Below are 24,296 nucleotides of genomic sequence, written 5' to 3'. Positions count from 1 at the left end.
TTGTGCGGCCTTTCTGTGGGGCGGGGCGTGTCAGGCGCGAGCCAGCCATCGCTGCCGCTCGGTGTCGGTGACAAGGTGTTCGTCGTGGGCGAGTTCCAGGCGGGCGAGACGGGCATAGTGCTCGACCACACCGGCGCCGAAGGCTTTCTGCGCGAAGACGCTGTTCTCGAAGGCGGTCAGAGCCGGTCCGAGGGTGGGCGGCACCGGGATCCCACCTGCGCGATAGGCGTTGCCGGTCGCTTCGGGACCAAGGGTGAGCTTCCGCTCGAGACCGTGGTCGATGGCCGCCAGTACCGCCGACAGCGCCAGGTACGGGTTGGCGTCCGCGCCCGGCACGCGGATCTCCAGGTGCAGCCCTTCACCGCGACCGACGACGCGGACCGCGCAGGTGCGGTTGTCGCGGCCCCAGGTGAACGTGGTCGGCGCGAACGAGCCGCGCGTGAACCGCTTGTAGGAGTTGACGTTGGGGGCGTAGAACGGGCCCAACTCGGGCAGGCCAGCGAGCAGACCCGCGATGGCGTGCTGACCGATCTGGGACAGTCCGTACTCGCTGCCGGACTCGTTGAGTTGACTGATGGCCTTCGACCACAGCGAGACGTGCAGGTGCAGGCCGTTGGCCCGGCCGGTTTCCGGGGCCGCCATGAACGTGGGTGCCAGACCGGCGCGCAGCCCCAGGGTGCGCACGGCGTGCTTGAAGAGGGGGTGCCGGTCGCACGCGGTGAGCGCGCCACCGTACGGGAAGGTCACCTCGACCTGACCAGGGCCGGCCTCGGTCTTGATCGCTTCCACGGGCATCCCCGCGCCAGCGAGCGCCCGCTGAAGACGGCGCAGGAACCGGTCGGATACGGGGTCGTGGTCGAGGGCGTAGTCCAGGTTCTCCGTCGTCAACGGCCTCAGGCCCTGATAGTTGGCCTGTTCCGCGTCCTCGTACGTGCCCTTGTAGAGGACGAACTCGGTCTCGATCCCCGCCTTGGGGTGCAGACCGTGCCGCGACAGGCGGGTCAGCTGCTGGTGGAGGATCTGTCGGGGTGCGATGTCGATCGGCGTTCCGTCGTGATGGACGGCATCGCCGAGTACGACAACGGTGCGTGGCAGCCACGGCACCACGCTCAGAGTCGACAGGGCCGGTTGAACGGACAGGTCCTGGTAGCCGGTCTCCCAGGAGGTCAGGGCGAAGCCGTCCGCCGGGCTCATGTCGATGTCGGTGGCGAGGACGTAGGCGCACACCTCGGCGCCGTGATGCGCGACGCGTTTGAGGAAGTGGTTTGCGTCGTAACGCTTCCCCTTCAGCCTCCCCTGCAGATCGGGGACGGCGAGCAGCACCGTGTCGATGGCACCCGCCTTGACGAGGTTCCGCAGGTCGGACAGGGAGAAAGCCTTCTCGGAGCGCCCGCCGGGCTCGGGGACGGATGCGGCAGCCAGGCGTGCGACGGTGCCGTTGCCGCTCGCGGTTCTCGTCATCAGACGACCTCGTCTGCGTACGTGGCCGCCGAGCGGTCGAAGTTCTGGGCCGGCACTTCGTACGAGCTGCCCTGCTTCCGCCACCACGCCCAGGCCAGCGTGAGGACGACGAGCAGAGCGATCGGCGCGTAGTTGAAGGTCTCCACGGACACCAGGCCGCCGCTGGCGGGGCGCGTCTGCGGCAGACAGAACAGCACCGTCACGAACACCACCCAGACAACGGCGATCGTGCCGACGGCCACGCCCCAGCTGCCGAGGTTCCAGGGGCCGGGCCGGAAGCGGTCCCGGTTCTTGATGCGCAGGTAGATCGGGATCGCGTACGCCGGGGTGATGCCGACCACGTTGATGCTGGTGATCGCCGCGTACGCCACCGGGCTGTACAGGCTCGGCAGGGCCAGGAGTGCGGCGCACACGATCGCCAGCAGCACGGCCATGCGCGGAGTGCCGGTACGGCGGTCGACCTGCCGCCACAGATGCGAGCCCGGCAGCGCCCCGTCACGCGAGAACGCGAACACCATCCGGCTGGCCGCGGCAGTCTCGGCATTGCCACAGCACAACTGCGCGATGATCACCACCAGGAGCAGTGCCTTCGCCCCCGCCACACCCAGGGCATCCAGGAAGATCTGCGCCGGCGGCACCCCCGTTGCCGTGCCCACGGTGCCCGCGTAGTCCTGGATCGCGAACGTGAGCCCGGCGAGCAGGACGAACCCGGCCAGCCACGACCAGCCGATCGCGTGGATGATCCCGCGGGACGCGGACACCTGCGCGTCGGTCGTCTCCTCCGACAGGTGCGCGGAGGCGTCGTATCCGCAGAACGTGTACTGGGCCAGCAGCAGACCGAGCACCGCCGCGTAGAGGGGGCTCCAGCCGGTGTTGTTGACGAACTCACCGAACACGAAGTCCGAGGACTGATGGTGGGAGGGGACGATCGCCAGAGCGCCGACGATCACCGTGACGCCGCCGAGGTGCCACCAGACGCTGATGCTGTTGAGGATACTGACCAGCCGGACCCCGAAGGGGTTCAGGGCGAGGTGCAGGGCAAGGATGCACAGGAAGATCACCATGATCTTGCCCGGCGTCGGCTCGAATCCCCACTGCAGGTTGAACAGGGCACCCGTGAACAGCGCGGCCCCGTAGTCGATGCCGGCGATCGCCCCGAGCAGGCCCAGCAGGTTCAGCCAGCCCGTGTACCAGCCCCACTTCCGGCCGCCGAGCTGCTCCGCCTGGTAGTACAGGGCCCCGGAAGTCGGATAGGCGGAGGTCACCTCGGCGAGGGCGGCACCGATGAACATCACCATGGCACCGACGACGAGCCATCCCCACAGCATCACCGACGGGCCGCCGGTGTTCAGGCCGAAGCCGTACAGGGTCATACAGCCGGACAGGACGCTGATGACGCTGAAGGAGATCGCGAAGTTTCCGAACGGCCCCATGCGCCGGGTCAGCACAGGCTCGTAGCCGAGCTCCCGCAGGTATGCGTCATCGGACTTTCGGGACGACGCACGGTGGTACGGACTCAAGCGAGACACAGGTCAGTCTCCAAGCTCAGAGAGAAACAGATGGACAGGTTCATGCCAATGCGGGTGGGCAGCGGACTCCGGTTACGGGTGCGGCCCGGCGCGCGGCCCACGGGTACGGGCGTAGGAGAGGGACTCGGCGCGCGCTCGAAGGAGCAGCGCCTCACCCGGGTCTGGCCCTACGGCCCCTTCATGCACCGACGCCCACGGCTCGCGGGCCGCGTACGGGCCCATCGCCTCGAACACCTCGGCGGCTTCCAGATACTGGTGGCCGGCCCACAACGCGTAGGCAAGAAGGCTCAGGTCAGCCACTGAGCGCTGCTCGCCGTGCGTTTTGCGGAACCAGTCGTGGAAGGCGGTCAGCGTGTAGTCGAGCGTCGACTCCTGCGCCCACTGCCGCCGCCACAGCGGATCGACGCGCGATCGCCGTCGCTGCTCGATCTGCGCGTACGCGGGCAGAAGCAGCAGAGACGATCCGACAGGCCGCTGCGAGGCAACGGACCGACCGAAGTCGACGACCGCGGCCAGGGAGGCACCCGGCGGGCCATCCAGGGAGAGCATGAACTGCAGCACCCTGTGGTAGGCCTCCCGGTTGTACGGGTCACGCCGGTTGACCTCGTACAACAGCCCCCACGGACCGCTGGGCAGCATCGGCTCGCCGGGGTTCACGCGGTGTTCCTGGCGCAGCTGCCGGGTGTCGATCTGCGCCAGAGCCAGGAGGCACACCCAGGGCACGGGATCATGCGGCGCGCGACGAGCCGCCAGCAGCGCATCACGCCGAGCCCGAAACTCGAACTCCGGCGTCTGTGGATGCTGTTGCCTGTGCGCGCGCAGCGCCCGCTCGACGGCCACGCGGGCACCCATCAACTGCGCGTCGTAGCTGCCGGGCTCTTCGTCGAGCCACACGCCCACAACATCCGACCGGGCGGCTGCCACCGCCAGCAGCTGGGTGCGTGACGTTCGCAGTGCCCAATGCGTGGCCGTGGCCAGCAGCAGTTGCCGTGCCGTCCTCCAGCGGCCGGCCTGCAACTCAACCAGGGCCACGCCCAGGTCGTCGTCGTGGCCGGCGGGGTGATACACGAGGCGCATCAGAGTCCTCCGCCGTGAACGGAACGGTGGCGGAACGCGAGTTCGAGGCCGCTCGTCCGGCGTGTTCGAACTGTGCGAGGTGGCGTCGTGCGCTCTGGGTTGAACGTCAATGTCATCGGGGGCCTCAGGCGAGTTGGGGGGCCACGAAGTTGGTGGGTGCACCGCCGCTGGGAGGCGAAACGGTGCCCGAGTCGGGCACCGGGTCGGGCTGCCTAGAAGCGAATCTGGCCGATCATGTCCGCGATGCTGGTCATGAACCGGTTGATGCTCGGGGCCATGGAAGTGCTCGCCAGGAAGAACCCGAAGAGCGCGCAGACGATCGCGGGCCCGGGCTTCACGGCCTTGCTGCGGACCAGCACGACCACGACGATGCCGAGCACCAGCACGAAGGAGATACTCAAAGCCATCAGGAGGCCGCTTCCTCCGCGGGCCCTCGCCGCTCCCGACGGGCCTGGCACAGCGCGCGGCACAGAGCTTCCGGAGAGGTCAGCGATCGCGGGCCTTGCGGGAAGACGTGCCAGTGCATCCCCGGAGGCGTCGTGCTCTCGGCGGACGGTACGACGACGTGGCACTTCTGCCCCAGCGCGACGGTGCCCGGCTCCTCCCAGCGGGCCGCAGTGCCCACGGGAACCAGGAAGTACATCCGGGGCTCCGGGCCTCCGTGGTCCAGGATCACCGGGCCGACCGGTTCGTCACCCTCGCCGAGGATCTCGATCGCGCGGCGGCCGACGTCCTCCACGGCACGTACGGCATCCCACCACTCGCCCGCCGAGCACAGCTCGGGCTCCTCGCCGATAGGCATCCAGCGCGGCGGGTTCGCGCGGGCTGCGGGATTGTCGTCGGACATGGAAAAGGCCTCCTCACCACTGCGTGTGAAGAGACCATTCCATTCAGCAAGGTGCCCTGCGCGGACAGTCTGTCCGTGGGGTCCGTTCGCCAAAGTCCTTGACAGAGACTCAGGTTGTGCCAATGCCCGTCCAACTACCGAATGCGGAAAGCTCGTTGGAGGGATGGGCGTCCATCCTGAGCAGCGCGGCGGTCGTCTCGCGAACGGACGGGTGGAACCGCGTGTGGTTGGGCGCGACCTTCCGTGCGCGTTTGAGGTCCGCGAAGGCACCCTCCCGGTCGTTCTCCGCGAGCTTCGCAGAGGCGACGTCGATGAAGTGGTGGCTCGAACGCTCGCCGACGGTCATGCTAGTACTCCAGTGCGGTTTCGTGATCTATCCAGCACGTTTGCCGACGGATCGACGTCGGTAGTGGCTGTGTCGGGCTGTTGCCTGGTGGCGCCTGCGCCAGGTTGACCACTGCAGCAGCCTGGCAGCGGTCATGGCCGGTGGGCCGAAGACGGCGGTGAGCAGGTGGCGGATCTCCGGGACGGTCAAAGAGATCTGTTCACTGCTGCGGGCTGGGCGGTGGGGATCGGTGGGCCGCTTCGGTGCCGCGTCGGCGGCGAGGGCGGCCAGGAAGGCCAGGGCGAGCATGGCGAGGGTGATGTGCCGGTGCCACGAGGTCCAGTGCCTGACCTGGTAGTGGTCGAGGCCGACCTGGCCCTTGGCGGCCTGGAAGCACTCCTCGACGCTCCAGCGGACGCCGGCGACACGGACCAGCTCCGCCAGGGCGACCGTGGTGGGTGACCAGCACAGGTAGAAGGCGAGTTCCCCGGTGGTGCGGTTGCGGCGGATCAGCAGGTGCCGGTGTTCGCCGGTGCCGATGTGGATCCAGGACCAGTCGTAGTGGCGCGGGCCCTTCGCGCCGTTGCCCGCGCTGTGCCGCTGCCAGGCCGTGGCGGGCAGGCGGCCGGCGACGGTGTCTGCGCGGACGGGGGTGCGGCCCTGGTTGATCGTCACTGTCGTCGAGCAGGCGACGGCCATCACATAGCCGGTGCCGCGGGCCTCCAGGGCGGCGCGGAGCCGGGGGTCCTGGCCGTAGGCTTCGTCGCCGGTCACCCACGGTGCCTGCACCCCGGCGTCCAGCGCGGCGGCGATCATCTCCGAGGCCAGGCGGGGCTTGGTGGCGAATTGCACCGTCTCGGGTATCCCGGCCGCACGGCGGCGTTCGGGGTCATCGGACCAGGAGTGCTCGGGGAGATAGAGCCGGCGGTCGATCAGGGCCCGGCCCCGGCTGGTGGCCAGGGCGAGGAACACGCCGACCTGGGAGTTCTCGATGCGTCCCGCGGTGCCGGTGTACTGCCGCTGCACGCCCGCCGAGGAGCGTCCCTTCTTCACAAAGCCCGTCTCGTCCACGATCAGCACCGCGCCGTCGGCGCCGAGATGGTCGACGGCATAGGCACGCAGGTCGTCACGGACGGCATCGGCGTCCCAGCGGGCGTAACGCAGCAGCCGCTGCATCGGCCCCGGCCGGGCCAGGCCGGCCTGTTCGGCCAGCTGCCAGCAGTTCTTCCGCTCCGCCTTCGACAGCAGCCCGAGCAGATAGGCGCGGGCACTCGCCCGCGGCTCGACCCGGCCGAACCGGCCCGCGATCCGGGCCATGACCTGGTCGAACATCATCCGCCAGCGGGCAGGGTCTACGCTATGGCCCGCGGCCACCGCACGATCTTCGTTTGTCCACACACCAACCGATGATCACGCGGTGGCCGTACCCATTCCCAGCCGGACCCGCTGCAAGCTCGCGAAGTCAGACTGGAGTACTAGGCGGCGCCCACTCGCCGCCGGGAACCGAGGACCATTCGGTGAGACGGGCGAGAGCCTGCTCGGTGTCGCCCGTGTCGATCATCGCGTGCACCTCGTGGATGCGGATGTTCGTCGGGCCGAACGACATCTCGTACGCCAGGGAGTCGCGGTTGCCTGCCATGGCGGCGACCTGCTCCGCCTCCCGCAGGTAGTCGTCGGCGCGATCGGCGTTGTTCTCCCGGGCTTCGAGAACGGCCAGCTTCAGCAGCAGCGCGCCGTCGACGGCGAGCGCGTCCTCCGAGAAGGAGCGCTCGGGCTGGAGCCGCTCAAGTTCGGTCCGCAGCCCGAGGAGCTTGCGGCGTGCCGGCGTGTACGCGCCCTGGCGCAGCATCGCTCCGGCGACGAGGTAGCCGGCCGTGAACTGCAGCAGCGGATCACCGGAGCGGTCCGCCGCCCAACGGACGCGCTCCAACGCCGTGTTCGACAGGTCGTGGTGACCCATCTTGTGGGCGAGGGAGTTGACGGCGCGGTACGCGCGCGCGAGGTGCCAGAAGGCCTTGGCCCGGTCGCCATTGTCGCCGCCGAGGGCGACGTGGGTCAGTTCGGTGATGATCGGCGGCAGCAGGGGGCCCATCGGGGCGTACCGGGCATCACGGCGCAGGGCCGCCACCTGGTCGACCTCCGAGGCGAGCACCGGAAGCGCCCGCGGGGCGATCTCCAGGTCGTCGGGGCTGTCGTAGCAGAGCAGCAGGCGGCGGAGCTCGGGTATGACGGCGTGGACGCCGTCCTCCGCCTCCGGCTCACCGTAGTACGGCTGGCCGGTCAGGACCTCGGGCCCGAAACGCAGCGCCTTGGCGAGCGCCAGCACCAGCGAGGGCGAGGCCTTACGCGCACCCGACTCCAGCTTCTGCACGTAGCTCGGGGAGACGGCGATCTTCTGTGCCAGTTGGGCGGCGGACAGCTTCCGTGTCCTGCGAGCGACGCGGAGACGGTCTCCCAGTGTCAGGTTTTCACTCATCGGTCGAGCTGTCCCTTCGCGATGAAGCACTTCGATCAGAGTACGGATAATGTCCAAGCCTGCGCCCTTGGTCGCCAACTGTTAACAGAGCCGATGGCCGCGCGCCCACGGCGTGGAGCCACCGAACGGGCGTGACGTACCTCGCTGTTCACTCCTCGGCCTCCGACTACACAGTCGAAGCGGCGCAATTCGTCACCAATAGGGCGCAAGGTGAGTGGGGTCGAGGCCCTCCAGTCAAGGGGTAGGCTCCGAACTACCTACGGACAGATTGTCCGCGCGAATCCTGCGCGTACCGCAAAGCCGCCTTCACCATCCGGCAGCGGACAGTAGCCAGGCGCTTACGCGGGCATGCCGAGTCGGTCCCAACCCCCGTACGCTCGCGACCACAGGGGGGTGCCGCCCTGGTGGATGGCAAGGAGTCGGGAGTGACAGAAGCCGAACCGTCCCTCGTGCTGTGGGACATCGACCGCACCCTGTTGTACGTCGGCCAGATCGATCGGCAGGTCTATCGCGAGACCTTCGCGGAGATCGTCGGGTACCCGGTCGAACGCCTGCCGGCCCGAGGCACCGGAGTCACGATGCCTTTGGCCATCCGCGCGATGCTCCTGGATAACGGTGTTCCCGATGACCGGGTCTCGGAGCTGCTGCCCCTCATGGTCGAGCTGCTGCCGAAACGGCTGGCCGCCACACAGAAGACCTCCGACAGCACGGAAAGCTGATGCCAGGGGCTGTGGCGGCACTGAGGGCGGTTCAGGGTCGGGCGGATCTCATACCGACCGTCGTCACTGGCAACCTCAAAGCGAACGCCATGTTGAAGCTCGCGGCCTTCGGCCTCGAATCGTTCCTGGACACCGAGATCGGCGGCTACGCGTCCGATGACCAAAACCGCCCGGTACTCGTCGGCATCGCGCAGAAGCGAGCCCAGGCCAAGTACGGCGTCCTCTTCGACCGCTCCAACACGGTGATCATCGGGGACTCGTTGGAGGACGTACGTACCGGCAGGGACGGAGGCGGCGTCCCCGTCATCGGCATCACCTCCGGTACGACGTCGGCAGCGGAACTCGAACGCGCCGGCGCGGACGTCGTTCTCCGGTCTCTGGAAGACATGGAAGGACTGGAGACCGCGATCGCGGAACTCCTCTCCTCCTGACCGGCAGGATCAGCCGGATGTTCATCGATCCACGAGGGCATCACTCCGGAGCGCCGAAGGTGAGCAGTGGCACGTCGTACATGTCAGGGTTTCGAGGCCGGGTCATGGCCGGTGAGACCACTTCGACGATGAAGAGTTCGCTGAGGAACTGGACCTTGGCGCTCAGGAGGTGACTGGTACGGCCGTCGGCCGACTGTGCCTTCAGCCCGGCGGAGACGTGGATGTGCGGCAGGATGCCTCCCGTCTCCGGATCGTGGGCGATTGTCCCAGCGCCGAAGGCTTCGACGTTGGTGACATACGTCTTGGCCCAGACCGGGGCGTCCGGGTCTTCGAGTTTCTCGCAGGCGCCGACGATCTCGGCTTCGGCGAACGCACCGATGAACGAGGGAATGTAGCCCTGCCGCACTCCTTGGTCACGGCAGAACGTGGAGAGCGCGTCGAAGAAGTCCTCGCCGTGGTCGAAGGTGACGCCGAACGTCCGGCCGATGGTCAGTTCATGGGCACGCATGCGGGTCCTCTCGGGCGTGGCTGACGTGCGGAATCAGCGCGCGAAAACGGCGAACTTCTCAGCGATGCTCTCGCGGGCCACGTCCTGGGCGAGCAAGGCCTGGAGCAGGAGGCGGGCCTGATACGGGCCGAGGTCGCCGGCCGGGATGAGCCCTCGGCTGATCAAGTCCTTCTCCGACCCGGGGAAACCGTATGTTCTGGTCAGGACCGGGCCGTTGCCGATGCGCGAGGCGAGGACGACGGGAACACGTACGGCGAGCCGTTCGAGGCTCTCGACGAGTCGCTGTGGGACGTGTCCCACGCCGAAGGCAGCGACGACGAGCCCGTCGCACTGGCCGGACCAGGCTTCAAGCAGCGTGCCGTCGTCGCCGAGGCTGACCGTGTAAAGGCCCACTCGTGGGTCACGGACAGCCGGTGCCAGGGGACCGAGTCGATCAGGCAACGGGGAAGCCAGCCGTACCCGGTCCTCCGCGATCCGGCCAATGGGTCCGGCGCCGGGTGACGCGAAGGCGGCAGGGCTGGTGGTGTGGGACTTACGGACATGCCGTGCCGCGTGGATCTCGTCATTCAGGACGACCAGCACCCCGGCTCCACGCAGTTGCGGGTCGGCTGCCGCGACAACGGCCGCGTACAGGTTGGCCGGTCCGTCAGGGCCGGCCATGGTGGGGTTGCGCATGGCACCGGTAACGATGACCGGCTGGTTGTGGCCGTGGCGGAGGTCGAGGAAGAACGCCGTCTCCTCAATGGTGTCGGTGCCCTGTGTGATCACGATCCCGTCGACGTCGCCGCCGTCGAGGACCTTGTCGATCTCGGTGCCGAGCTCCGTGAGGTCGTCGAAGGTGAGCGAGGCACCGGGCACCCGGCGGAAGTCGTGCACGCGCAGGTCAATGCCGTGACCATCCAGGCCGGGGACAGCCGCCAGAAGGTCATGGGCGGAGAGAGCCGGCACGACTCCTCCGGTCGCCGGGTCGGTGGTCATGGCGATGGTGCCGCCGAGAGAGTAGACAGCCACCGTTCGTGTCACGCCTGCCATCGCCCCAACTTCCGATCCGCGCAGCCTGGTTGGATCTCGTCCTCGGAGATCTTTCCGTGCAGGCTATCGGGTCGCTCCCACAGGGGCACCAGCCTCGGACCGCAACTCGGCCGCCACGTAAGCGCAGGCCCGGTCCAAGGCATCGAGGCTGAGATGGCGGCTTCGTGGCCTGGCGAGGCCGGTGGTTCCCACAGCGGCAAGCTGTCCGCAGCGGTGAGTCAACCAAGCTCGGTCAAGGCCGAGATAGTCCGAAGTCGCCGCCAGGCGCTCCCTGCTAGTCGATCCCATGGTGACGCTATGTGCTCGCGCGTGGCCCGTGATGCCCGCGAAGGCCCGCAGGGAACGCGCCCCGGAAGTCAGAGCGGTCTGGGGCGCGGATTCAGCGCGTACCCAGGTCGCTATGGCGGCCCGGTGACCAGGAACTAGCGCGAAGCCCTCCGTCTGCTGGAGGTCCGCCTCGTCGGTCACCCAGGTCGTGATGCCGTACGACTCCATCAGCGCGATCGCGAGGAACAGCAACACGCGCTCGTACTTGGGCGAGGCGGCGACCTCTTGGTGGGGAACGCAGAAGGCTCGTCCAACGCCGTCGTGTGCTCGCGCGGGAGCCATCAGCTCAAGGTAGCGGTGCTTGTGCTCGAAGAGCAGCCAGGTCGCGGCTTCCTCCCCTCGCTGTTCGCGGGTCCAGAAGACCGGATCGCCGCCCAGCTGGTCGCGCTGGTCGAGGATGAACCGGGCGCATGCCCGCGAGCCGACGAGCATCTGGGAGCCGTCGGTGAGGCCGTCGAGAGTGACCGACTGACGGCCTACTCCTGACAAGTCCTGTGATGGAAGGTCCAGCTCTCCGTAAAGCGCCGCGTCGTCGCCAAGGATGGTGGAGTCGAACCCTGCCGCAGCCCAGAGGATCCCCAAGGTGAAGTCGTCGAACTCGTAGGCCATGGGAATGGCGAAGGGGCTTCCGGCTTCGTCACGGGCGCCCCCGCGCGCGTCCGTGACGAAGTACCGCTGTGTCCCGTCTCCGCTGTGGTGCACGGCGAGCAGGGCCCTGAGCGGCATCCGACTCCATGCCTCGGCCTCCCCGCTCGACGCGAGAAGCAGAGCGTCGCCCTGTAAGGAGGCGACTGGCCCTGTCAGCGTGGGAAGCGCCGTAGGTGGCAGGTTCCGCCCGGCGGGCAGCAGGAGCTGCCCGTGTCCGTCAGGAAGCGTCAGGTGGTTGCCCAAGCTGTCCGCCATCGACAACGGCCGGTCGACGTCGGGTAACGGTCCCAGGAGGCCGTCAGGCACTCCAAGTGCCTCGCCCCACTGTGCGAGCTGGCGACGGTCGCGGATCTTCTTCCGGCCGCGCTCCAGCCGGCTCACTTCGGCTTGGTCGATGTTGACGAGCCGGGCGACCGCTGCCTGTGAGAGGCCGGTGTGTTGCCGGAAGAGCCGCACGACCACACCGAAATCCCAGACACGGATCGCTGCCACGACTGCGGGTTCCGCCCAGAACTCACGTCCGACTCGGGGTACTGCACCGCCCCTCTGGCAGGGCCCACACTGCGGTCCTACGTTGAATCGGCTGAGCGTCGCACGGCACACCGAACAGTGCCTCTCCACCCCGCGAGCCATCCCGGTCTCACCCCTAGGTGATCAGGCGTATCCCCCAGCTGCCGAACTTTTCACAGGACTACTTTGCCGCGTCGGCCGATCACCCAAACACGGCAGCGGAAGCTCGGTAGCAAGGTGGCCGGTCCCTTGAAAGCCCTTCCTCGGGTTCCTGAACGGACCCCTCAACTGCACTCCGAATCCGCGCAGTTGGTTCGCCGCCCGTAGCACAACATGCTGATCCGTCAACTCTCCTCGCTCCGGAAACCTGCGGACAACCTGTCCGCTCACGATGTGTGCGAACTGGAAGGGTCTCCACCACGAGATGCCGGCCATCCGAGGGCCCGCGACCTGACCGGTCGGTGCAGCCGCGCGGGGCCCGCCGAGTCTCCGCGATCAACTGCACGGCGGGTGCCAACCGGCCTTGGGAGTCAGTCCCGAGGGATTCCCGACACTCGTGCCAAAACCGCTTCCGCCAGATGAGAGGAGTTCAGCGTGACCGCTGTCCAGACCCCCGAGAGGACCGAGCTGGGCAAGTTCTTCCAGGTCTCGGTTCGGCAGTTCGACGCCGGCCAGGTCGCGCCCGAGATGTTCTCGGCCGCCATCGACGCCGAGTGGCACCAGCTCCTGGACAAGCCCGAGTACGCGGAGTTCTGCGCGCAGAGCGCCGGCCGGCTGATCAACCACGTGGAGAACACCGGCTACGGCCGGATCTCCTGGGTCGACGCCTACGTGGAGATGTTCGGCCCGCTGCCCGAGGTGTGGTTCACCGGCGCGGACGGGGTGCTCGACGAGCGGGCCATGGCGCGCTACCGCGAGACCGGCGAGGTGTGGGCGGAGTGGGACTGCAGCCCCATCCCGGGCGACGGCGGCGACGTCGCACCGAAGATCTCGGCACTCGCGGCCGGATGACGACCGGCCCTCTGACCGGAGCGTCCTGGTCCCGTGCCAGGGCGCTCCGCCTGGTCGAGGCACGTACCACGGCTCCGCGGACCGTGGACATCACGGGCTACATCGACCGTGTGTCCGCGCATTGCCCCTACCTCGCTCCTTCCCTACGACACGGTCTGACGGCTTGGACGGTGTACGAGATCGCAAGCAGCGATCCCGAGTCCGTGGAAGCTGGTCTGTTCCATGCGGGAGTGCAGGCCGCGGAGTGGGTTCGTCCACTCGCGGCTCGCCCGAGAGGGGCTCTCGTTTGTGAGAACGTCGTCATCCTGGGGGACGTCCAAGGAGTCGAACACCGTGAGTTGATGGCGTGGCCGCACTGGGCACTGAAGAACCTGTACGGCCCTGTCGGTGTCATGTTCGGGAAGTTCCAGGGAGGCGAGCAGCGGCTCGACAGATCAAGCCGCCCGATCCCGCCTCCCCCGTGTTCCTTCCTCCCTGTTCGCCCCGCCGTGAGAGCCCGCGACCCTCAGTTCCTGAAGGACACCCCTGATCTCGCGGATGCCCTCTCGGTCGCGGTAGACGATGGGAGCGATGTTCTCGAGCGAATCTCACACGATTGGCAGGCGGTAAAGGCATGGTCGCGTTCCCTCCCTGTCCCCCCGAAGCCCTCGCAGCCGCGGAAGCCGCCTGCGGCGGCACTGTCGACCTGAAGGAGCTGACCAACCGGCGTGGCTCCGCGGTCTGGAAGGCCGTCGGCCCCGAGGGCACGGTCGCGGTGAAAATCGGATACGACGACGGTGTGGCCGCCACGCTGCGAGAGGCAACCACCCTGGCGGCCATGGGTCTTGCCGAATACGAGGCGGTCTCCGGTTCGTACGACGGCGGCTCGTGGCTCGTCACGCCCTGGTTCACCGGCCCCTCCACCTGGGCGGTCTTCACCCCCACTCGCGAGGGCACGGGCGGACGTGAAGCCGCACTCCGAGGTGGCGCTGATCTGTGCCGGTCAGTCGCCGACCTGCACGCCTCTGGATGGATCCACGCCGACCTCCAGCCGTCCCACGGCATCCACACCCCGGCGGGCGTCCGCCTGATCGACTTCGCCTGGTCCTGGCGTGAGGGCGAGGAGCCGGTCAGCGGCTTCAGCGGTGGCATCGTGCATCTCATGGCGCCGGAACTTGCTGCCGCCGTCGCACGCGGAGACGGTCCGGTGACGCCGACGCGCTCCAGCGACACGTACGCCCTCGCTGGTGTCCTGTGGACGTGCGCCTCGGGAGGCTGGCCGCTCGACTACAAGGCCGCGGGTATCGACCGGAAGGCCGCGGGCCCGGACGGGGTTCGAGACGCGATCGCCACTGGCCGTCTGCCGTTCGCACCGGCCGTGTGGCCCGAGCTGCAGGACGCCCTCCGGCCCGCGCTCGCTGCCGTACCCGAGGACAGGCCCACGGCCGGTGAGCTGGCGGAGCTCCTGCTCAAGGTTGAGCCGTGATCTCGCTCCGCGAGGTGGCCCTGACCGACGCACCCGCGGTCCGCCGCATCTACAGCGCCGCTTCCGTGAGGTACCTGCCGCGAGCGCCCCTGACCGCTGAGAACGCCGCCTCTTGGGTGACCGATCGCATCGCCGAAAGTCGTGCGACGCCGCGGATGCTGTACTGCTTCGGCATCGATCACGCTGACGACCTGGTCGGCGTGATCAAGCTACGCCCCGCCCGTACCTCGGCGGCGCTCAGCTACATCCTTCGAGACGACGCATGGGGTCACGGGTACGCCACCACGGCGGTGGCGCTCGTGCTCGACTTCGCCTCCACAACGCTCGGCCTGGCCTCCGTTGACGCCAAGCACCACCCCGACAACCACGCTTCCGGGCGGGTGCTGATCAAGTCCGGGTTCACCTGCACCGGCCGCTCCGCGGAGGCCATCACGTACATGAGGAACCTCGCCCCGGGGGCCAGGAGCGCGGTCCGCATGCGCGAACGCCTGCCGGACGGGGCGACGACAGCACGCTCATAAACACTCATAAGCAGGAGGGCTGTTCACCGTCATTGTGGAGTGCGGGCCAACCGCGCGTGCTCCGCATCTCGCGGTGGCTCCCCCATGGAGGTGAAGCCGTGCGTAGGCAAGGGACCACGTCTGGCAAGGGCCAGATGATGACCTTGACGCTCAACACCAGGCAGTCCACAAGGACGCCTCGGCTCCGGTGCTCTCTGGCGGCCGAACCGGTCGCTGCCGGCGTGGCACGCTGCATCGTACACCGCTGCTTCAACGGCTGGTCGGGCCCGGATGTCGTCAAGGACGACGGCCTGGTCACAGACCGAACTCGTCGCCGACGCCGATAGAGCCACAGGGGACTCCGGCGCGACGGGGTGAAGCCTGGTAGGCCGATGACGATGTCGTCGTCGAATTGATTGACCAGGCTGTCGCCGAACCCCGCTGAGGGACAACGGCGAAATCCGACCGAAGCCTGCTCCTGGTCGCGCTCACCGGGCACTGCGGCTGCATGTCGGCCCTGCCGAACGCCGCTGAGCTCGTCGCACTTCTCGCTACATCTGCTGTGTGGCACAGCCATGCCAACTTTCGTTCACATTGTGAGGAATGAGGCGTTATGAGTACCTCTTTACGGAGGCACGGCCCGGACTCGAACCGGGCCCCCTTCCGCCGCGTGGTCGTCACCGGCGGCTGTGGATTCGTCGGTTCACACCTGTGCGACCTGCTGCTCGACAGCGGTGTCGACGTGGTGTGCGTGGACAACTTCCTTACGGGCACGGAGGACAACGTCGTGCACCGACAGCTGGACGACCGGTTCGAGTTGATGGTCCACGACGTCACCGACGCGATCCCGATACCCGGGGAAGTCGATCTCGTACTCCATCTCGCCTCGCCGGCCTCCCCGCAGGACTACCTGCGTCTGCCGGTCCAGACGCTTCGGGCCGGTTCCCTGGGAACCTTCAGCGCCCTGGAGTTGGCCAGAGAGAAGAAGGCCCGCTTCGTACTCGCCTCCACCTCCGAGGTGTACGGCGACCCGCTGGAGCACCCTCAGCGGGAGTCCTACTGGGGCAACGTCAACCCGGTGGGGCCTCGCAGCGTGTACGACGAGGCGAAGAGGTTCGCGGAGGCGGCGACCACCGCCTACCGCGCCGAGCACGGTGTCGACACCGCGATCGTGCGGATCTTCAACACGTTCGGGCCGCGGATGCGCGCGGAGGACGGGCGAGCGGTACCGAACTTCATCCGCCAGGCGTTGGCGGGCGAGCCACTGACCGTCACTGGCGATGGCTCGCAGACGCGGTCCCTGTGCTACGTCGGCGACACGGTCAGGGGCATCCTCGCCGTCGCCGCAGGCAGCCACCCCGGCCCCGTCAACCTAGGCAATCCCGCCGAGACCACGGTCTTGGAACTCGCACACCTGGTGCGTGAACTGACTGGCTCCGCCGCACCCGTCGAGTTCGTCGACCGCCCGGTCGACGACCCGGAGCGCCGCAGACCGGACATCGCCCTCGCCTGGGAGCAGTTCGGCTGGAAGCCGGAGACCGATCCCCGCAAGGGCCTGAGCACCACCATCGACTGGTTCGCCGCGCAGCTCAACGACACCGCAGTGAGGGAACGATGACGCGACACGCACCACGAGAGACGGAGTCCGCCGAGGCCGTGTCGCACAGGCAGCAGCTCGGCGACGGGTTTCTGCAGGACTTCCGTGCGGACGGCTACGCGGTCTTATCCCGGAAGATCGCGGGAGAGTCCCTCGAAGCCCTCCGCACGGAGGCTGATGCCCTGATCCGGCGCTTCACCCAGGACGGGTTCCGCTCGGAGGACTACTGGCACTTCACACCCGCAGGCACGGACGCACCCGTTCTCTATCGCATCCACAACCTGGAGAACCAGGGATCCCCGGCGGCGACACGCCTCTACGCCGACGACGGCCCGCTGCACCCGATGGCCGTCGCGATCCTCGGCGGGCCCGTACGCGCCACCGCCTGCGCAATGATCGTCAAACTGCCGGGAGTGGCCGCCCCCGTACCCTGGCATCGCGACCGGACCAATGTCCCTCCGCACACCGTGTGCAACCTCAGCGTCTTCCTCGACTACTCCGACGTGGGCAACGGATGCCTCGAGTTCGTCCCGGGCTCCCACCTGACGCCCGACGCGGAAGAGGCCGAGGCGCTCCGGGCGCGGGGCCCGGCCCGCGCCCTCCCGCTCTCGGCCGGTGACGTCGCCGTACACGACGTGCGCATCGCCCACGCCTCACGCCGCAACACCTCTCCGAGGATCCGGCGCAGCATCGTCGTCGAGTTCGCCCCCGCTGAGCTGGAGCTGCCGTGACCGTCCCCGACCCCACTGGCGAGAGTCCCAGGGTGCGGGTGGCCACCATCACCGTGGGCACCAACGAGTCCCGCTGGCTGGAGCCTTGCTTCGCTACGCTCCTGGACAGCGACGTCCCCAGGATCGACCTGACGGTCTGGTACGTCGACAACGACTCCCACGACGGCAGCACGGCCTTCGTCAAGGACCGTTTTCCCGAGGTGCGGGTCATCCAGAACGAGAGCAACGTCGGCTTCGCCCGCGCCAACAACATCGGGATGCGCGCGGCCCTCGCCGAGGGCGTCGACTACGTCTTCCTCGTCAATCCGGACACCCAAACCCCGAAGTCGCTGGTGCGCGACCTGGCCGAGTTCATGGAGACCTGGACCGACTACGGCGTGGTCGGCCCCATGCAGTACGAGTACGAGGAGTCGGGCAGCACCGCTCTGGGCGCGTACAACGACTGGTCGAAGTCCGCTCTGCGCTGGGGCGAGCAGCACGCCTTCGCCGGCGACTGGCCGAACCACCCCTCGCCGGCCAGCCCGCCCGAAGGCCGGGCCCCGAACACCCTGGAGCACGCGTACGTCCAAGGCTCCGCCTTCTTCGTACGTGCCGCGCTGCTGCGCACCGTCGGACTCCTCGACGAGGTCTTCCACACGTACTACGAGGAGACCGATCTGTGCCGCCGCGTCCGCTGGGCCGGATGGCGCGTCGCGCTCCTGCTCGATATCGGCATACAGCACTTCGGCGGTGGAGGAACGGCCGGCAGCAGCTATCGGCGCGTCCAGATGCGCCGCAACCGCTACTACTACCTCCTCACCGACATCGACTGGCGCCCGCAGCCCATGCTGCGACTGGCGTCCCGGTGGCTGAGGGACGATCTGCGTGGACGTGGCGTGGGCGGAGTGACCACCTGGTGGCGCGGGACCTGGGAAACCGCGAAAGCCGTGTGCTGGCTCGTGCGCCGCGCACCTCTGATCCGGGCCCGGCGACGTGCCCACCGCCGGCTCGGCTCGCCGACGGGCAGCCCCGCTCAACCGCAGGCAAGGGGTGCGCGATGACCACACCCCGGATTCTGTTCGCTGGCGTCTTCCACTGGAACGCGGGCTCCAGCCACATGATCGCCGAGTACGCCCGGGTCGCCTCGGCATCCGGATGCGAGGTCGGCGTCTCAAGCCAACTGTCGCGCCTGGACGGCACGGTGAACGGTCACCTGCCGCTCGTGGACGACATCAGCTGGGCCACCCACCTGGTCCTCGTCTTCGAGAGCAGGCAGTTCCTCTCGACCCAGCAGCGTGAACTCTGCGAGGCCGTGCCGCGGCAGCGGCGCATCATCGTGGATCCCGACGGTCACTGGGGCCCGTACGTCACCGCCGGCGCGGACGACAACGCGGGTGCGGACACCATCGAGTCCTGGCACAAGCTGTATGCCGACCTCAGCGATCTGATCCTGCAGCCGCGCCTGAATGAACTTCCCGACGGGGCCGAGTTCTTCAGCTACTTCGGAATGCCAGACATCCACCGGCTCGCCAGCGACCTCCCGCACTCGCAGACACTGCCGTACGAGCTGCAGTACGTCGGCGCGAACTGGTGGCGCTGGAACGAGATGACCAGCCTCATCCGGGCCGCAGCCGCCGCCCAGCCGCCGATCCAACGCATCCGCGTGTGCGGACGCTGGTGGACCGGCGCTCCGCACCCCGACCACCTGACCGCCACCACCAGCGTGTCCGGCTGGATGCGGGATCACGGTGTCGAGGTGGCTCCACCCGTTCCGTTCGGGCACGTGGTCTCCACCATGTCCCAGGCGGCGATCACGCCGGTGCTGGCCCGTCCGCTGCTCGCGCGGATGGAGCTGCTGACCCCCCGCATGTTCGAGACCCTGGCCTCGGGCAGCATCCCCGCGCTCTGGCCGGACCTGGGCTATCTGTCCGCGCTCTATGGCGACGACGTGGGGCTCTTCCTGCTCGACGACGATCCGGCCGACAGCCTCGCCCGGATGGTCCGTGAGTCGATCCGGTACCGCGAGCGGCTGGCGACCATCCAGCGCCGAGTACACGAACGCTTCAACTACCGCGCGGTTCTGGCGGAACTCATCCGGTTCACCCGATGATCCCTGAGAGGTCTGCTGTGTCCAACGTCCTGATCACCGGCATCACCAGCTGTGAGAGCCGCGGCGTCGAGGCCCTGGCCCGCTCCATCATCGAGCAGCTGAATACCAAAGACCCCAGGGAAGGCGACAACGTCACCGTCCTCACCCAAACCCCGGTGCTCGACACGGAATCCCTCGCCCCCACCGGCGCGCGTTGCGTGGCCGACCCGTTCGTCGTCTCCCGCTCCTGGCAGCAGATGCGCCCCCAAGAGAGCCCCGCCGAACTCGCCGAACGCCGCGAACAGCTCCTCGCTCAAACCGATCTGGTCATCGCCACCGGGGGCGACCTGCACACCTCGGACTACGGGGTCTCCACGCCGTACCTCCGAGCCCTCACCGCGGCGCAGCAGCGGGACATCCCGACGGTCATGATCGGCCAGTCCGTCGGCCCCTTCGACGACCCGGCCGATGCCGAGGCATGGCTCGCGGTCGCCACCCGGTGCGATCTCCTCACCGTCCGGGAGAGCGTCTCCCTCGACTACCTCGTGGGCAAGCTCGGCCTTCCCGAACACCGTGTGCGGCTGTCCTCCGACCCCGCCTTCCTGCTGCCGACAGCCGCCAGCGAGCGAATAGCGTCCGTGCTCAGACCGCTGGGACTCGCCCCCGAAGACCCGTACCTCTGCCTCGCCCCCAGCCAGGGCATCACCCGCTTCAGCACACTGGAGGAGTCCCAGCACGCGGCAGCACTGACGCGACTCGCCACCTCCCTCGTCCGCACCCGGAAGATGCCGGTCGTCCTCGTCCCGCACTGCCACGACTCCCGCCCGCACAACGACGACCGGATCCTCGCCGCCCGTATCGCCGAAGCCGCCGGCCTGCCCGAGGTCATGGCGTTGCCCGGCGCGCTGACGGCATCCGACTACAAGGGCGTGCTGTCACAGGCCGAACTCGTCATCTCCGAGCGCCTGCACGCCGCGATCGGCGCGCTGTCCGGCGGCGCCCCGGCGATCGCGATCGGCCACTCGCACAAGTTCAACGGAGTGCTCGCCGAAACCTACGGTCACACAGTCGACGTTGCCGGCATCCACGCGGACGTCCGCGCTTTCGCCCAGGACACCACGGTCATCGACCAGATCGTCAACGACACCGACGCGACCGCGCTCCGCACCACCCTGCGTCAGCGGCTCCCGCTGATCACGGACCGCGCCCGCAGCGACTTCGCTCAGATCAACAAGCTCCTCGGAGCCTGAACCACCAGTCGCACAGGCGGTCCGCCTGCCCGCACCGCACCGCACCGCGCACGACCCGCTGCGGCCCAGTCCAGAGCCGCGGCGGGTCCCCACTCACGCCAAAGGGAGACACGCCATGCCCACACATCTGGTGACCGGCGGCGCCGGCTTCATCGGGTCCCACCTTGCCGCGTCCTTGATCGAGCGCGGCGACGACGTCGTCGTCCTAGACAACCTCGACGGCGGCAAGACCGAGAACGTGCCCAACGGCGCGACCCTCGTCGTCGGCTCGGTCGCCGACCAGGCCACGGTCGCCGAACTCTTCGCCTCGTACCGCTTCGACGGTGTCTACCACCTCGCCGCCTTCGCCGCCGAAGGCATCAGCCACGCCGTCAAGCACCACAACTACTCCGTCAACCTGCTCGGCAGCATCAACCTGATCAACGCCTCGCTGGCCGCCAAGGTCAGGTTCTTCGGCTTCGCCTCGTCGGTCGCCGTGTACGGCCACGGACACGTCCCCATGCGCGAGGACGAGCGGCCCGTCCCCGCCGACAGCTACGGCAACGCGAAACTCGCAGTGGAGCGCGAACTCGCGGTCACCATGCAGCTTCAGGGTCTGCCGTACTTCGCCCTGCGCATGCACAACGTCTACGGCGAGCGGCAGAACATGGGCGACCCGTACCGCAACGCCGTCGCCATCTTCCTCAACCAGATCATGCGCGGCGAGCCGGTCAGCGTGTACGGAGACGGCAGCCAGATCCGCGCCTTCACCTACGCCCCGGACATCGTCGGCACCTTCCTCGCCGCCGCCGACCAGCCGGCCGCCTGGGGCCAGGTCTTCAACGTCGGCTCCTCGCACACGAGCACCGTGCTGGACATGGCGCACGCCGTGCGCACCGCCATGGGCGTCCCCGACCACCCCATCAAGCACCTGGCGGCCCGCGACGAGGTCCACGCCGCGTACACCGACAACAGCCTCGCCCGTAAGACGCTCGGCGACTGGGCCGACACCCCGCTCGCCGAAGGTCTGCGACGCACCGCGGCCTGGGCCCGTGAACACGGCCCCGTGGAACCCGTGACCTCCCTCAGCATCGAGAACGACACCGCGGACCAGCCCGAGTGGTTCACCTGGGCCGCCGGACGAGCGGCCACGTCATGACGCGCCGCACCCTGGCCGTCGACGTCGGCGGCGTCCTCTACTACGACGAGCCCTTCGACCTCGCCTGGCTCCAGGGCGTCTGGGAGCTCACGCGCGCGGACGATCCCGCCTTCCCCATGGACGCCTTCCTCCAGGCCATGCGCGGCTTCTACCAGGGCCGCGCGCCCGGATCACCCCCGCCCAGCCTGTTCCCGCCCAACGGCACGAAGAGCTGGCAGGGCGTCCGCGAGCGCTGGACCTCGCTGGTCCAGCCCGTCCCCGGAGCCGTCGACGCCCTCAGGCACCTCGCCGAGGAGTACGAGGTGTGCATCGTCGCCAACCAGCCCCCGGAATGCCTCGCCGCCCTGCGCACCCTCGGAATCGAGCAGCAAGTCCAACTCGTCGCGCTCGACTCCCTCGTCGGCTACGCCAAACCCGACCCCCGCCTCTTCAAGTGGGCCATGGACCGGCTGAGCTGGAAGCCCGAACACACCACGGTCGTCGGCGACCGGCCCGACCACGACGCCGCTCCGGCACTCGCTCTCGGCTGCTCGGCAGTGATCGTCCACGTCGACAGCGGATGGAGCGCGCCTGCTGAGGTCGCTCCCGAGATCGTGACCGCATACCGGGAGCTGAAGATCCAACGCGTCCACACAACCGAGGGAAGCACGAGGCACTGGGCCATCGCCGCCCTCGAAAACCTGGCCGATGTGCTGCGGACCATCAGCCACCAAAAGCGCAGCCCACGCCCCCGCCAGGAGGTGCGCCCATGATCCTCGGCGCCGACTTACCTCTCACCATCGTCATCTGCAGCAACCGCTCCGACAGCCTGTCGGCGGCTGTCACCCGCACGGCCGCGGCCATGGGCCCCAGGGACCGCCTCCTGGTCATAGCGGACATGCCCGCCCAGCACCTGCCCACGCTGTCCACAGACGCCTCGCCGCCTCCGTCCCGCATCCGCGTCATCTGCAACGAGGGGAACCAGGGCCTCTCCCACAGCCGCAACAAGGCCCTGAAGGAGGCCACGACGCAGCACGTCGTCTTCCTCGACGACGACATCGTCCCCACCGCCGTGGCACTGACCCGGATACGCGAAGCCCTGACCGCCGGCGCACACGTCACCGGGACGAGGATCACCGCTCACCTTCAAGGGCGCCGACGCCCGTGGTTCCTCACCTCCGGACAACTGCATTACCTCGGCTCGCACGCGCCGGCCCGGCCGGCGTCGATCTGGGGCGGCAGTTTCGCCATCGATGTCGAGCACGCCCGCTTACTGGGAGTCGGCTTCGACGAGCGCCTCGGCCGGATCGGCGGCTCCCTCATCTCCGCCGAGGACACCACCTTCGTACGGGAGATGACCGCGCGCGGTGCCACCGCGACGATCCTGCACGACGCCGAGGTGCAACACCTGATCCCCGCCCACCGGCTGACCCTGTCCTACCTGCTGCGCCGCGCCTTCTGGCAGGGCCGCAGCGAAGCACGGCGTAACGACGCGCGGCGAGGCATCACCAAGGAATGGAACCGCAACCGCTCGGGAGACGGCGCGCGTGCGGTGCGGGCCGCCCTCGCCCTGCTCTACACCGCCAGCGTGATTCTCGGAGTGTGCCGGGAGGCCATCACACGGAGCCGGGCCAGCGACGCCGACGCCGAGCCCAGGAGCGACCGATGAAGGTAGCCATGGTCATCCCGCCGTACCGGTACGGCGCCGACCCCCGCCAGTGGATCACCGTGCCGCCCCAGGGCTACGGCGGCATCCAGTGGGTCGTCGCCACGCTCATAGACGGACTGCTGGAGGCCGGGTGCGAGATCCTCCTCCTCGGAGCTCCAGGAAGCCCGGTCCAGGACGGCGTCACGGTGTCCGACGCAGTGGAGAAGGCCGAGATCCACGCCGCCATCGAAGCCTTCGGCCCGGACATCGTCCACGACCACTCGAACACCGCCGCACTGCCGGCCAACAACCACAGACCCACGGTGAGCACACACCACCTCAACAGCGTGCCGGAGCTCCAGACCAACGGCATCTACCTCTCCCGCGCGCAACGCGCTGCCGCGGGGTCAGTCTCCGCCCCGGTGATCCGGCTACCGGTCAACCCCGCGCGCTGTCAGTTCCAGGAGGTGAAGGACGACTATCTCCTCTTCCTGGGCCGGGTCTCCGCGCACAAGGGCGTGCGCGAGGCGGCGGCGTTCGCGCACGCCGCCGGCGTGCCGCTGACGGTCGCCGGACCTGCCTGGGAGAAGGACTACCTGGACGCGCTGCTGGCCGACTTCCCGCACACCGTCCGTTATGTGGGCGAGGTCGGAGGCAGCGCCCGTACCCGACTGATCACACGCGCCCGAGCGCAGCTCGTGCTGTCCCAGCCGTGGGGAGGACCGTTCGGCGGACGATGGATCGAGCCCGGCGCCACCGTGGTCTCGGAGGCCGCCGCCAGCGGTACCCCGGTGGTCGCCACGGACAACGGATGCCTGCCGGAGATCGTCCCCGGCGTCGGTACGGTGCTGCCGATCGGACAGGAGATCACACCCGGCGACGCGAAGGGGGTGCTGGCGTCGCTTCCCACGGCCAAGGTCGTGCGCGAAACAGCGGTGGACCGATGGGGCCACCACACCATCGCCCGCCAGTACCTGGCGGTCTACAAGAGAGCGGTCAGCGGCGAGGTCTGGACGTGA

General features: G+C 68.6%; 25 protein-coding genes. 14 read left to right on the top strand and 11 right to left on the bottom strand.

Features of this window, described 5'->3' with window-relative positions; translation table 11 throughout:
* Window positions 1–30: 30 nt before the first annotated feature.
* The 8 genes from FHX78_RS24290 to FHX78_RS24255 all read right to left on the bottom strand — a co-directional run bounded on the left by FHX78_RS24290 (window position 31) and on the right by FHX78_RS24255 (window position 7,715).
* The gene (locus tag FHX78_RS24290; RefSeq protein ID WP_229924185.1) at window positions 31–1,461 is read right to left on the bottom strand and encodes a glutamine synthetase family protein; all 1,431 of its coding nucleotides are present in this window, start codon (window positions 1,459–1,461) and stop codon (window positions 31–33) included.
* On the bottom strand, window positions 1,461–2,990 hold the full coding sequence (locus FHX78_RS24285) for an amino acid permease (protein ID WP_167531839.1): 1,530 nt from the start codon (window positions 2,988–2,990) through the stop codon (window positions 1,461–1,463). Before FHX78_RS24285 ends, FHX78_RS24290 begins: the two co-directional genes overlap by 1 nt.
* A gap of 72 nt (window positions 2,991–3,062) precedes the next feature.
* The gene (locus FHX78_RS24280; RefSeq protein WP_145869528.1) at window positions 3,063–4,067 is read right to left on the bottom strand and encodes a hypothetical protein; all 1,005 of its coding nucleotides are present in this window, start codon (window positions 4,065–4,067) and stop codon (window positions 3,063–3,065) included.
* Window positions 4,068–4,279: 212 nt separating this feature from the next.
* On the bottom strand, window positions 4,280–4,474 hold the full coding sequence (locus FHX78_RS24275; protein WP_145869527.1) for a hypothetical protein: 195 nt from the start codon (window positions 4,472–4,474) through the stop codon (window positions 4,280–4,282).
* Window positions 4,474–4,914: a hypothetical protein gene (locus tag FHX78_RS24270; RefSeq protein WP_145869526.1), complete on the bottom strand. Its 441-nt coding sequence runs from the start codon at window positions 4,912–4,914 to the stop codon at window positions 4,474–4,476. Before FHX78_RS24270 ends, FHX78_RS24275 begins: the two co-directional genes overlap by 1 nt.
* Window positions 4,915–5,023: 109 nt before the next feature.
* Entirely contained in the window at window positions 5,024–5,260 is a 237-nt protein-coding gene (locus FHX78_RS24265; RefSeq protein ID WP_229924184.1) for a hypothetical protein, read from the bottom strand.
* Window positions 5,261–5,287: 27 nt separating this feature from the next.
* Window positions 5,288–6,574: an IS701 family transposase gene (locus tag FHX78_RS24260; RefSeq protein WP_425282235.1), complete on the bottom strand. Its 1,287-nt coding sequence runs from the start codon at window positions 6,572–6,574 to the stop codon at window positions 5,288–5,290.
* 127 nt (window positions 6,575–6,701) lie between these two features.
* Window positions 6,702–7,715, bottom strand: coding sequence for a helix-turn-helix domain-containing protein (locus FHX78_RS24255; protein ID WP_229924058.1), 1,014 nt, complete (start codon window positions 7,713–7,715; stop codon window positions 6,702–6,704).
* 425 nt (window positions 7,716–8,140) lie between these two features.
* Here FHX78_RS24255 and FHX78_RS37590 point away from each other — a divergent pair, with 425 nt between their 5' ends.
* Window positions 8,141–8,434, top strand: a complete 294-nt coding sequence (locus FHX78_RS37590) for a hypothetical protein (protein WP_229924057.1) — start codon at window positions 8,141–8,143, stop codon at window positions 8,432–8,434.
* Complete coding sequence (locus tag FHX78_RS37585) at window positions 8,434–8,865, top strand: HAD hydrolase-like protein (RefSeq protein WP_229924056.1); 432 nt, start codon at window positions 8,434–8,436, stop codon at window positions 8,863–8,865. The genes FHX78_RS37590 and FHX78_RS37585 overlap by 1 nt, the downstream gene beginning before the upstream one ends.
* Window positions 8,866–8,905: 40 nt before the next feature.
* On the opposite strand, the gene FHX78_RS24245 is transcribed toward FHX78_RS37585, so the two are convergent.
* The 3 genes from FHX78_RS24245 to FHX78_RS24235 all read right to left on the bottom strand — a co-directional run bounded on the left by FHX78_RS24245 (window position 8,906) and on the right by FHX78_RS24235 (window position 11,872).
* On the bottom strand, window positions 8,906–9,373 hold the full coding sequence (locus tag FHX78_RS24245; RefSeq protein WP_145869525.1) for a PPC domain-containing DNA-binding protein: 468 nt from the start codon (window positions 9,371–9,373) through the stop codon (window positions 8,906–8,908).
* 33 nt (window positions 9,374–9,406) lie between these two features.
* A complete protein-coding gene (locus FHX78_RS24240; protein ID WP_145869524.1) occupies window positions 9,407–10,405 on the bottom strand; it encodes an asparaginase in 999 nt (332 codons plus the stop codon).
* A gap of 63 nt (window positions 10,406–10,468) precedes the next feature.
* On the bottom strand, window positions 10,469–11,872 hold the full coding sequence (locus tag FHX78_RS24235; protein WP_167531838.1) for a helix-turn-helix domain-containing protein: 1,404 nt from the start codon (window positions 11,870–11,872) through the stop codon (window positions 10,469–10,471).
* Between the two features lie 612 nt (window positions 11,873–12,484).
* On the opposite strand from FHX78_RS24235, the gene FHX78_RS24230 reads away from it, so the two are divergent.
* The 12 genes from FHX78_RS24230 to FHX78_RS24170 all read left to right on the top strand — a co-directional run bounded on the left by FHX78_RS24230 (window position 12,485) and on the right by FHX78_RS24170 (window position 24,296).
* On the top strand, window positions 12,485–12,901 hold the full coding sequence (locus FHX78_RS24230; RefSeq protein WP_145869522.1) for a hypothetical protein: 417 nt from the start codon (window positions 12,485–12,487) through the stop codon (window positions 12,899–12,901).
* A gap of 613 nt (window positions 12,902–13,514) precedes the next feature.
* Window positions 13,515–14,366, top strand: a complete 852-nt coding sequence (locus FHX78_RS24220) for a serine/threonine-protein kinase (protein ID WP_145869520.1) — start codon at window positions 13,515–13,517, stop codon at window positions 14,364–14,366.
* Window positions 14,363–14,887 carry a GNAT family N-acetyltransferase gene (locus FHX78_RS24215; protein ID WP_145869519.1) on the top strand — a complete coding sequence of 175 codons (525 nt, stop codon included), beginning with the start codon at window positions 14,363–14,365 and terminating at the stop codon, window positions 14,885–14,887. Before FHX78_RS24220 ends, FHX78_RS24215 begins: the two co-directional genes overlap by 4 nt.
* Before the next feature lie 592 nt (window positions 14,888–15,479).
* The gene (locus FHX78_RS24210; RefSeq protein WP_145869518.1) at window positions 15,480–16,484 is read left to right on the top strand and encodes a UDP-glucuronic acid decarboxylase family protein; all 1,005 of its coding nucleotides are present in this window, start codon (window positions 15,480–15,482) and stop codon (window positions 16,482–16,484) included.
* A 38-nt stretch (window positions 16,485–16,522) separates the two neighbouring features.
* Entirely contained in the window at window positions 16,523–17,194 is a 672-nt protein-coding gene (locus tag FHX78_RS24205) for a phytanoyl-CoA dioxygenase family protein (protein WP_167531837.1), read from the top strand.
* 38 nt (window positions 17,195–17,232) lie between these two features.
* Complete coding sequence (locus FHX78_RS24200; RefSeq protein WP_229924054.1) at window positions 17,233–18,234, top strand: glycosyltransferase family 2 protein; 1,002 nt, start codon at window positions 17,233–17,235, stop codon at window positions 18,232–18,234.
* Window positions 18,231–19,283: a glycosyltransferase gene (locus tag FHX78_RS24195; RefSeq protein ID WP_145869516.1), complete on the top strand. Its 1,053-nt coding sequence runs from the start codon at window positions 18,231–18,233 to the stop codon at window positions 19,281–19,283. Before FHX78_RS24200 ends, FHX78_RS24195 begins: the two co-directional genes overlap by 4 nt.
* 17 nt (window positions 19,284–19,300) lie before the next feature.
* Window positions 19,301–20,512, top strand: a complete 1,212-nt coding sequence (locus tag FHX78_RS24190) for a polysaccharide pyruvyl transferase family protein (RefSeq protein WP_189908659.1) — start codon at window positions 19,301–19,303, stop codon at window positions 20,510–20,512.
* Window positions 20,513–20,627: 115 nt separating this feature from the next.
* Entirely contained in the window at window positions 20,628–21,650 is a 1,023-nt protein-coding gene (locus FHX78_RS24185) for an NAD-dependent epimerase/dehydratase family protein (RefSeq protein ID WP_145869514.1), read from the top strand.
* The gene (locus tag FHX78_RS24180) at window positions 21,647–22,402 is read left to right on the top strand and encodes an HAD family hydrolase (RefSeq protein WP_145869513.1); all 756 of its coding nucleotides are present in this window, start codon (window positions 21,647–21,649) and stop codon (window positions 22,400–22,402) included. Before FHX78_RS24185 ends, FHX78_RS24180 begins: the two co-directional genes overlap by 4 nt.
* The gene (locus tag FHX78_RS24175) at window positions 22,399–23,298 is read left to right on the top strand and encodes a glycosyltransferase family 2 protein (protein WP_145869512.1); all 900 of its coding nucleotides are present in this window, start codon (window positions 22,399–22,401) and stop codon (window positions 23,296–23,298) included. Before FHX78_RS24180 ends, FHX78_RS24175 begins: the two co-directional genes overlap by 4 nt.
* Window positions 23,295–24,296, top strand: a complete 1,002-nt coding sequence (locus FHX78_RS24170; RefSeq protein ID WP_145869511.1) for a glycosyltransferase — start codon at window positions 23,295–23,297, stop codon at window positions 24,294–24,296. The genes FHX78_RS24175 and FHX78_RS24170 overlap by 4 nt, the downstream gene beginning before the upstream one ends.

The organism is Streptomyces capillispiralis, assembly GCF_007829875.1.
Classification (GTDB): domain Bacteria; phylum Actinomycetota; class Actinomycetes; order Streptomycetales; family Streptomycetaceae; genus Streptomyces; species Streptomyces capillispiralis.
The sequence above is the reverse complement of the archived record's forward strand: the minus strand, read 5'-3'. Positions and strand labels throughout refer to the sequence as shown.

Bases quoted from the DNA above. Each gene is read 5' to 3' on its own strand.
- FHX78_RS24290 (WP_229924185.1), bottom strand. From the start codon at position 1,461: ATGACGAGAACCGCGAGCGGCAACGGCACCGTCGCACGCCTGGCTGCC.
- FHX78_RS24280 (WP_145869528.1), bottom strand. From the start codon at position 4,067: ATGCGCCTCGTGTATCACCCCGCCGGCCACGACGACGACCTGGGCGTG.
- FHX78_RS24275 (WP_145869527.1), bottom strand. From the start codon at position 4,474: ATGGCTTTGAGTATCTCCTTCGTGCTGGTGCTCGGCATCGTCGTGGTC.
- FHX78_RS24270 (WP_145869526.1), bottom strand. From the start codon at position 4,914: ATGTCCGACGACAATCCCGCAGCCCGCGCGAACCCGCCGCGCTGGATG.
- FHX78_RS24265 (WP_229924184.1), bottom strand. From the start codon at position 5,260: ATGACCGTCGGCGAGCGTTCGAGCCACCACTTCATCGACGTCGCCTCT.
- FHX78_RS24260 (WP_425282235.1), bottom strand. From the start codon at position 6,574: ATGATGTTCGACCAGGTCATGGCCCGGATCGCGGGCCGGTTCGGCCGG.
- FHX78_RS24255 (WP_229924058.1), bottom strand. From the start codon at position 7,715: ATGAGTGAAAACCTGACACTGGGAGACCGTCTCCGCGTCGCTCGCAGG.
- FHX78_RS37585 (WP_229924056.1), top strand. From the start codon at position 8,434: ATGCCAGGGGCTGTGGCGGCACTGAGGGCGGTTCAGGGTCGGGCGGAT.
- FHX78_RS24245 (WP_145869525.1), bottom strand. From the start codon at position 9,373: ATGCGTGCCCATGAACTGACCATCGGCCGGACGTTCGGCGTCACCTTC.
- FHX78_RS24240 (WP_145869524.1), bottom strand. From the start codon at position 10,405: ATGGCAGGCGTGACACGAACGGTGGCTGTCTACTCTCTCGGCGGCACC.
- FHX78_RS24220 (WP_145869520.1), top strand. From the start codon at position 13,515: ATGGTCGCGTTCCCTCCCTGTCCCCCCGAAGCCCTCGCAGCCGCGGAA.
- FHX78_RS24210 (WP_145869518.1), top strand. From the start codon at position 15,480: ATGAGTACCTCTTTACGGAGGCACGGCCCGGACTCGAACCGGGCCCCC.
- FHX78_RS24195 (WP_145869516.1), top strand. From the start codon at position 18,231: ATGACCACACCCCGGATTCTGTTCGCTGGCGTCTTCCACTGGAACGCG.
- FHX78_RS24185 (WP_145869514.1), top strand. From the start codon at position 20,628: ATGCCCACACATCTGGTGACCGGCGGCGCCGGCTTCATCGGGTCCCAC.
- FHX78_RS24180 (WP_145869513.1), top strand. From the start codon at position 21,647: ATGACGCGCCGCACCCTGGCCGTCGACGTCGGCGGCGTCCTCTACTAC.
- FHX78_RS24175 (WP_145869512.1), top strand. From the start codon at position 22,399: ATGATCCTCGGCGCCGACTTACCTCTCACCATCGTCATCTGCAGCAAC.
- FHX78_RS24170 (WP_145869511.1), top strand. From the start codon at position 23,295: ATGAAGGTAGCCATGGTCATCCCGCCGTACCGGTACGGCGCCGACCCC.